Genomic DNA, 7,106 nt, shown 5'->3' with positions numbered 1-7,106 from the left:
GCAGGAAGTGGAGGATGAGTTCCATGCAGAGATGAATGCTCTTGAAAACGCCGCGTAGGTTTTGAACAGAAAAGCCTCTCGGAAACCCGGGACGGTTCAGACCGCTGAAGGGCTTCTGCTCCCACGGCACGCGGAACCGCTCGCCGTCCTGGCCTTCCTCGTAGTCGCCGAACTCGATCGGCTCGCCGAAGACGCGCACCGACAGCCGGAGCTTGTCGTTCTCGGCCAGGTAGACGAGGTCCGTCTCGGAGATCCGCCAGCGCTCGAGCACCACGGGGAGCGTGAAATACAGCTTGTCGATGTGCACGCGCCCCTCCGATTCCCATGCTTGATGTTTACCTTCCGTTCTTATTTGCTTGACGGCCGTCGATCAATCCAATTTTATCCTATTTCATCCACAGATGGGTGGGGAAACATGAACGAGCATCACACGCTTGCCGACCGTCTCAGGGCCCGGGCCAACCAGCTCGGCCTCAGCCCCGCCCACGTCGCCGAGATGGCCGGCGTGAACCGCTCCTTCGTCTACGACATTCTGCGCGGACGATCATCCCGCCCCGGCATCGACCGGTTGGCCGAGGTCGCGCGCGTGCTGAAGGTCGACCGCGACTGGCTGATCCACGGCATCGGCGATGTCGAGGGCACACCCCCCTTCATCGAGAACCCGGACGAGGCCTTCGTCTCGATCGCGCATGCCTGCCCCCGCCCGTCGATGGGGGGCGGCGCCGTGGTTCAGGAGCAAGACGATCCCGCCGGTCGCGCCTACCACTTCCGCCGGTCCTGGATCCGGCACAGCCTCAAGGCGAGCCCGTCCCAGCTGCGGATCATGCATGTGGAAGGCGACAGCATGGCGCCCACGCTGCTCGACGGCGACACGGTGCTTGTCGACATGGCTCGCCGCGCGCCGAACCCGCCCGGCATCTTCGTGCTGGACGACGGCATGGGGCTGGTGGCCAAGCGGCTCGAGCACATCCCGAACAGCGACCCGCCCGCGGTGCGTGTCATCTCGGACAACGGCTTCTACAGCCCCTACGAGCGAACGGCCGACGAGATCCATATCGTCGGCCGCATCCGTTGGTTCGCGCGGGAAATCTGAGGCGTTGCTCCCTCCATCAAATAATGTACGCGAACGGCCCGTCAGAGGCGCCATTCTGATTTGAGCTTTCCAAGAAGAGTCGACTGCCGATCTTCGAGAACCTTCGCATTCCATTCAGGCTCGCTGAGCACCTGTGAAGTTGTAGCAAATGTTGCTACACCCTTCTTCTGGAAATATTCCTTCTTTTTTCGCTCAAAATCATAGTTCTGTGCCTGGGTGTTCTTTTGCCGTGAGAGCAGTACCAGGTTGGCGAGGCGATGGGTCCAAAGTTCTCGCTCGTCTGCATCGGGGAACCATTTCAGCCAAGTTGAGTCAGCAGCAGGGTTCTGCGGCAATACATGCTCAATGCTGAGTACCTTGTGCTCATAGGTGGCCCCCTGATCTGCAAGCAAACTGTCAACGCGCAGAAGCAAAGGCATTCGAACGCGTGTTTGCAGATAGATTGGCCCACCAAGAGCTGACAGAATGTCACTCTTCTCGTCTGGCGTAAGTTGCAGCGGCGACAGCTCATCAAAGAGATCGTCGCGATTCTCTATTGACCGCAGGACAGCCCCATACCGATTAATGCGATCATTGATGTTCGCTCTTAGAATGAAGAGGCCGTAGGCGAGGCGTTCAAGATCTCGCACGAACTGTTCAAGAGCAGGTTGTTCGTCACGATTCGAATTGAAGAACGCAATTGCGGGAGGCACCCAATCGTAGTTATCCAGCCGGCTAAGGTGTATCAGGTAAGAATTGACCTTGTCGGCATCGCGGGTGCTCTCAAAGGCGGCGCGCGACACCACCTGATAGACCTCCGCAAAGGGTGTCAGCACCTCATCGATGAACTTCCGGCCATTGACCCTGCTGAGAACGCCGTCACGGAACTCTTGGTTCAAATTACCTCGTGCCTTGCTCTTCACATATACCATTCGAATGTGAGCAAAGAGGTCCTTGAAGTCTTCTCTTCCCAGCTCCTCCTCAATCTCTTCCCATTGATCCGTGTAGGAGCCTCTGATGGTTTCGGGCATTGCGCCAATTATGTCCGCCTTCAAAATATCAGTCGGAGATAAGTCTAGACCGCGATCATTCATTACAGAGAAAATTCGATAAGCAGAGTTCTGATCTGATGCCGCCACGACAACAAGATAACAGCGCTGAACCAAGAACATCGTCAGCCGATCTTGTGAGACTTGATCTAGCTTCGACAGCTGCAGCCAGAGATAATTAGCATTTTCATGAATTCTCTGCTGGCTATCCGTTAGTGTGGCCTTGTCTTGCTTTAGAAGAGCCGGGAGTCTACCATCGGCCTGCACTTTTTCCCGAAAGAATTCTCGATCTCGCTCTCTCAGGCTTAGGCGGAAGCGATCTTCGCTACCGGCAAATTTATCTCCTTTCTCACAGACATATTTATCAAGACTGCTGCGAGAGCCAGTTTCATTGGACAGCTCCCGCAGTACGCAAAAAAGAATTGTCAACGTAGTGAGTCGCTGCTGCCCATCCACAACTTTTGCGAGCGCCTTATTTGGATCCTTGATAAGTACAATGCTTCCCAGAAAATATGGAGAAACTTCCTCCATTGCGTCGCCGCTGCCCATGGCTACCATCAAATCGTCAAGGAGCTCTGATGTTTGCTCTGTCGTCCACGAGTAAGGTCGCTGGTAAGCCGGTATTTCGAAGAGATAATCGTCGCTGAAAATCCGCTTGAGTTCCTGCTCTTCTGCCTTGATCGTTTGCTTCATCAGTTACGCCTTTGGTGCCCGCTTCCAGAAATCGTTGCTTCGTGTGGACGCCTGAAGGTCACACGAGATACGGTCCGAGCCACTGTCTATTCGAGTAGGCCCACGAAGAAAAGCGCAGCAGATCAGACAAGATGATGCGAGGCATGTACCCGGCGCATGCAGTGTAGAAACTTACGCGACGCGGACCCGATCTACTTCGAACAGCTTCTCCCCGATGCGACAAGGTGTTGTTTTCCCTTGATTGCATAAGCCGCACGCGGCGAACACGGAGCAAACCGCCTCAGGAGGTTCGCTCCCCATGCCCAATGACAGCACCTTCGCGCCGCCCGCTGACACGCTCACGACTGATGAGCGGCTGGCAGAACTGGCCGCCATCCTCGCCCGCGCCATCGCGCGCACCAACCCACCGAAAATGAACGAGAATTCTCCGCTAGTCGGAGACAGTTCGCTGGACATTCTCGCCCTCAGACGCCGTCGTCGGAGACAGGTTCGCAACCGAGTTGGAGACGACACATGAGGAAAAACATAAGGAAATCAGCAGCGAAGGCCGCGCCCGCGCGCCAGGCGGAGAGGATCGACGTCATGGCCGAACTGGCGGCGTTGAAGGCCATGACAGTGCCCGAACTGCAGGAGAAATGGCAGGCCATCTTCGGGGAGCGCGCGCCGAACGCCAGCCGCGGCAACCTCGAGCTTCGGCTCGGCTACCGCATCCAGGAACTGGCCCATGGCGGGCTGCGCCGGGAGACGCGCCGCACGCTCGATGCGCTGGCCGACGAGGTCACGAACGGCAAGCTGGGCGGCATGCTGGCGGATCCGCGCAAGCCGGCGCCCGGCACGAAGCTGGTCCGCGAGTGGGGTGGCAAGGAGCACATGGTTACCGTTCTGACGGACGGCTTCGAATGGCAGGGCCGCCGCTTCAAGTCGCTCTCGGCCGCCGTGCGCGCGATCACCGGCGCGCACTGGAATGGCTGGCGGTTCTTCGGGCTCGACCACACGGGAGGCGCCCGATGACCAGAAAGTCCCAGACCGAACCGGCGCGCCGCCTGCGCTGTGCCATCTACACCCGCAAGTCTAGCGAGGAAGGACTCGACATGGAGTTCAACAGCCTCGACGCGCAGCGGGAGGCCTGCGAGGCCTACATCGCCAGCCAGCGCGCCGAGGGATGGGCGTGCCTGCGCGAGCGCTACGACGATGGCGGCGTCTCGGGCGGCACGCTGGGCCGCCCCGCGCTGAAACAGCTGATTACCGATGTCGAGGACGGCCTGATCGACGTGGTCGTGGTCTACAAGATCGACCGCCTCAGCCGCGCGTTGATGGATTTCTCCAAGCTGGTCGAGATCTTCGACCGCCATGGCGTGACCTTCGTGTCCGTCACGCAGTCGTTCAACACGACCACGTCCATGGGACGGCTGACGCTGAACATCCTGCTCAGCTTCGCCCAGTTCGAGCGCGAGGTGATCGGCGAGCGCATCCGCGACAAGGTCGCCGCCTCGAAGAAGAAAGGCATGTGGATGAGCTCCACGCGCGCGCGTTCCGGACGCCGCGGGCCCATTATGCCAGCACCTGGGGCGAGGCAGAGCCTGTCTTCGTTCTGATCGGTGACTTGTTGCTGAGACGCCAGGAACGGGATCGTTTCGAGGTCGCGACCGGGTTCGCGGCCGGAGATGAGGACGCCGAGGCGCCGACCTTCATCCACTCTTCAGATTACCAGGAGGTGCGCTGCAACGGCGCGCACTACAAGCTCGGGCCGATCCAGGCCGAGGTGGTTCGTGCGCTTCACGACGCCGCGCTGGCGGGGGCGCCCTCGGCCTCGTTCACGATCAGCTTGCGGTCGACCACGTCGTAACCGAGCGGCACGTAGCCGCCCACCGCACCGGAAAAGCTGGAAGACATCGCAGGCATGCAGATCCAGCAGCCCGCTGAAGCGGCTCTGCTCCCAGGGCACCCGAAAGGCCTCGCCCTCCGGCGTCTCCTCGATGTCACCGAACTCCATCGGCACACCGAACACCCGCACCGACAGCCGCAACTGATCGTTCTCGGCAAGATAGATCAGGTCGGCTTCGGTGATCTGCCAGCGCTCGAGAATCTCGAGGAGCGTGAAATACGATTTCTCGATGTGCATCCCCTGCCCTCCCGTCGATTCCACCATTGCATGTTTACCTTATGTTCTTATCTTCTTGACCTCATAGGAGCAATCCTGTTTTATCCATTTCCATCCACAGTTCGTTGGGGACAACATGGCCGAGCATCATACCCTTGCCGACCGTCTCAGGGCCCGGGCCCAGCAGCTCGGCCTCAGCCCCGCGCATGTCGCCGAGATGGCCGGCGTCAATCGCTCCTTCGTCTACGACATCCTGCGCGGCCGCTCTGCACGCCCCGGTATGGAAAAGCTGGGCGAGGTCGCTCGAGTGCTGAAGGTAGATCGCGACTGGCTGATCCACGGGATCAGGAATGTAGAAGGCACGTCTCCCTTCATCGAAAACCCGGATGAAGCTTTCGTGTCCATCGCGCATGCCAGCCCGCGCCCGTCCATGGGGGGTGGCGCCGTGGTCGAGGAGTTTGAGGAGACGGCTGACCGCGCCTACCATTTCCGACGGTCCTGGATCCGGAACAGCCTGAAGGCCAGCCCGTCGCAGCTGCGCATCATGCATGTGGAAGGCGACAGCATGGCGCCCACGCTGCTCGACGGCGACACGGTGCTCGTGGACATGACGCGGCGCGCGCCGAACCCGCCCGGCATCTTTGTGCTGGACGACGGCATTGGGCTCGTGGCCAAGCGGCTCGAGCACATCCCCAACAGCGACCCGCCCGCGGTGCGGGTGATTTCCGACAACGGATTCTATAGTCCGTATGAGCGGACCGCCGACGAGGTGCACATCGTCGGACGCATCCGCTGGTTTGCAAGGGAGATATAGCAGTGGCTCACGTCATCATTCGCGGCAACAACGGCCGCCGTCACGAGGTCGATTTCGAGGAGGCCGAGATCACGGTCGAGCTGTATGCCAGCACCGATCACGTGGAGCTGGTGATCGAGGCGCCTCATGATGCGGCTCCATCGGACAAGAAGCGCTTCGCTCTGGCCAACATCCCGCGGCATCTGTTCAGCAAGGCCATGGCCGATCTTGCGCGGCAGGACACCAGCCTGAAGCCCGAGCCGGAATGATCGAGCTGCGCAAACTCGACGACGCCGACCCCGCGCTTGCGCACTCGCCGATCGTTCGGGGGCTGGAGAGGACCTTTGCCTGGATGGGGGAGCATGGCGGTATCCCTCTCACGCCGTCGAAGGCGTTCAAGCGGGTCTTCGTGCACTGGGCCGCGGCCGAGTTCGATTGGCCCGGCCACACCGAGGCCGACCTCTTCGCCGTCAACAAGGTTCTGAACGAGCCGGACTTCATGCCGCTCATGGTGCTCCACGAGCTGATGATCACGCTGAAGCTGGGACGGCACTACAAGGGCGCGTTCAGGCTGACCAAGGCGGGACGGGCGCTGGTCGGTCATCCCGGCCGGATCTTCGACACCATGGTCCCGGCTTTCCTGTTTCGCGTCGACCGTGCGGGGTTTTCACGTTTGAATGACGCGCCCGTTCTCGGCAACTGGGATATCTTCCTCAACGTGCTGAACGTCGAGGCCGAGGACGGCGCCACAGGTGCACATCTCCGGCGCGTGCTCTATAGCGAGCCTGAGACGGGGCCGGTCCCACGGTATGACGCGGTCATGGGGGCTCTGTATATTCAGGTGCTGCGCCCGCTCTGCTGGGCCGGCCTGCTGCATAAGGAGAGCGGCGCGGTCAGCTACCGCATGGAGGATGCGCTGTTCGTGAAAACGCCGCTGTGGCGCGCGGCGCTGCGGCTGGACACCGATGGCGCGGTGCAGGGCGCGACGCGGCATTGAGGGCCCAGCCCACCGTGACGACCGTCACTGCGCTCATGCCTTGGCGTGATCGTTTGCGCGGCGTCCGCCTCGGAGGCGAGGTCTATTTCGCTCGAGGCAACTGTCTGGAGTCAGCCCGGAGCGGCCGAAAAGGCCTTGGGTCGAAATTGCGATAGCTGACCTTCACCGTGAAGTTGGCGAAATGGTAAGAGGCGGACAAAGCCAACATAAACGGATCGATTCAGACGCAAGGGCCTCCTTCACCCAATATGGCTCGGAGCGATCACGCCGCTCGGAGCCTTGCCATCAAAGACTGCGCCTCTTCACGCAGCGTCGTAGCGCGTGAAGACCTCTGTCGAGCCGTCCGGCAGGAGGAGATGGACGTCGTAGGCGTCGCGCCGGTTTTCGGGGCCCATGCCGGG

General features: G+C 60.6%; 8 protein-coding genes and 2 pseudogenes. 7 read left to right on the top strand and 3 right to left on the bottom strand.

Annotation, left to right across the window (positions count from 1 at the left end):
* Positions 1 to 307: pseudogene (locus ACH107_RS28190) on the bottom strand (hypothetical protein); the annotation flags it as partial.
* Positions 308 to 415: 108 nt separating this feature from the next.
* On the opposite strand from ACH107_RS28190, the gene ACH107_RS28185 reads away from it, so the two are divergent.
* Positions 416 to 1,093 (top strand): XRE family transcriptional regulator, encoded by a 678-nt coding sequence (locus tag ACH107_RS28185; RefSeq protein WP_412509045.1) that lies wholly within the window; start codon positions 416 to 418, stop codon positions 1,091 to 1,093.
* Between the two features lie 41 nt (positions 1,094 to 1,134).
* Here ACH107_RS28185 and ACH107_RS28180 read toward each other — a convergent pair whose 3' ends face one another.
* Entirely contained in the window at positions 1,135 to 2,814 is a 1,680-nt protein-coding gene (locus ACH107_RS28180) for a DUF262 domain-containing protein (protein ID WP_412509043.1), read from the bottom strand.
* A 298-nt stretch (positions 2,815 to 3,112) separates the two neighbouring features.
* Here ACH107_RS28180 and ACH107_RS28175 point away from each other — a divergent pair, with 298 nt between their 5' ends.
* From ACH107_RS28175 to ACH107_RS28165, 3 genes and pseudogenes are all read left to right on the top strand, one after another.
* Complete coding sequence (locus ACH107_RS28175) at positions 3,113 to 3,331, top strand: hypothetical protein (protein WP_412509041.1); 219 nt, start codon at positions 3,113 to 3,115, stop codon at positions 3,329 to 3,331.
* Positions 3,328 to 3,825: a DUF2924 domain-containing protein gene (locus ACH107_RS28170; protein WP_412509040.1), complete on the top strand. Its 498-nt coding sequence runs from the start codon at positions 3,328 to 3,330 to the stop codon at positions 3,823 to 3,825. The genes ACH107_RS28175 and ACH107_RS28170 overlap by 4 nt, the downstream gene beginning before the upstream one ends.
* Positions 3,822 to 4,328 (top strand): annotated as a pseudogene (locus tag ACH107_RS28165) (recombinase family protein); the annotation flags it as partial. The gene ACH107_RS28170 and the pseudogene ACH107_RS28165, both read left to right, overlap by 4 nt.
* 185 nt (positions 4,329 to 4,513) lie before the next feature.
* Here the strand turns inward: ACH107_RS28165 and ACH107_RS28160 are convergent.
* Positions 4,514 to 4,936 carry a hypothetical protein gene (locus ACH107_RS28160; protein ID WP_412509039.1) on the bottom strand — a complete coding sequence of 141 codons (423 nt, stop codon included), beginning with the start codon at positions 4,934 to 4,936 and terminating at the stop codon, positions 4,514 to 4,516.
* 115 nt (positions 4,937 to 5,051) lie between these two features.
* Between ACH107_RS28160 and ACH107_RS28155 the strand changes: the two genes are divergently transcribed.
* Genes ACH107_RS28155 through ACH107_RS28145 form a run of 3 tightly spaced genes read left to right on the top strand, consistent with a single transcriptional unit; the run spans position 5,052 to position 6,705 of the window.
* The gene (locus tag ACH107_RS28155) at positions 5,052 to 5,729 is read left to right on the top strand and encodes an XRE family transcriptional regulator (protein WP_412509038.1); all 678 of its coding nucleotides are present in this window, start codon (positions 5,052 to 5,054) and stop codon (positions 5,727 to 5,729) included.
* A gap of 2 nt (positions 5,730 to 5,731) precedes the next feature.
* Positions 5,732 to 5,977, top strand: a complete 246-nt coding sequence (locus tag ACH107_RS28150) for a hypothetical protein (protein ID WP_412509036.1) — start codon at positions 5,732 to 5,734, stop codon at positions 5,975 to 5,977.
* Positions 5,974 to 6,705 (top strand): hypothetical protein, encoded by a 732-nt coding sequence (locus ACH107_RS28145; protein WP_412509035.1) that lies wholly within the window; start codon positions 5,974 to 5,976, stop codon positions 6,703 to 6,705. The genes ACH107_RS28150 and ACH107_RS28145 overlap by 4 nt, the downstream gene beginning before the upstream one ends.
* Positions 6,706 to 7,106 lie beyond the last annotated feature (401 nt).

The organism is Roseovarius halophilus (ex Wu et al. 2025), assembly GCF_047086965.1.
The sequence above is the reverse complement of the archived record's forward strand: the minus strand, read 5'-3'. Positions and strand labels throughout refer to the sequence as shown.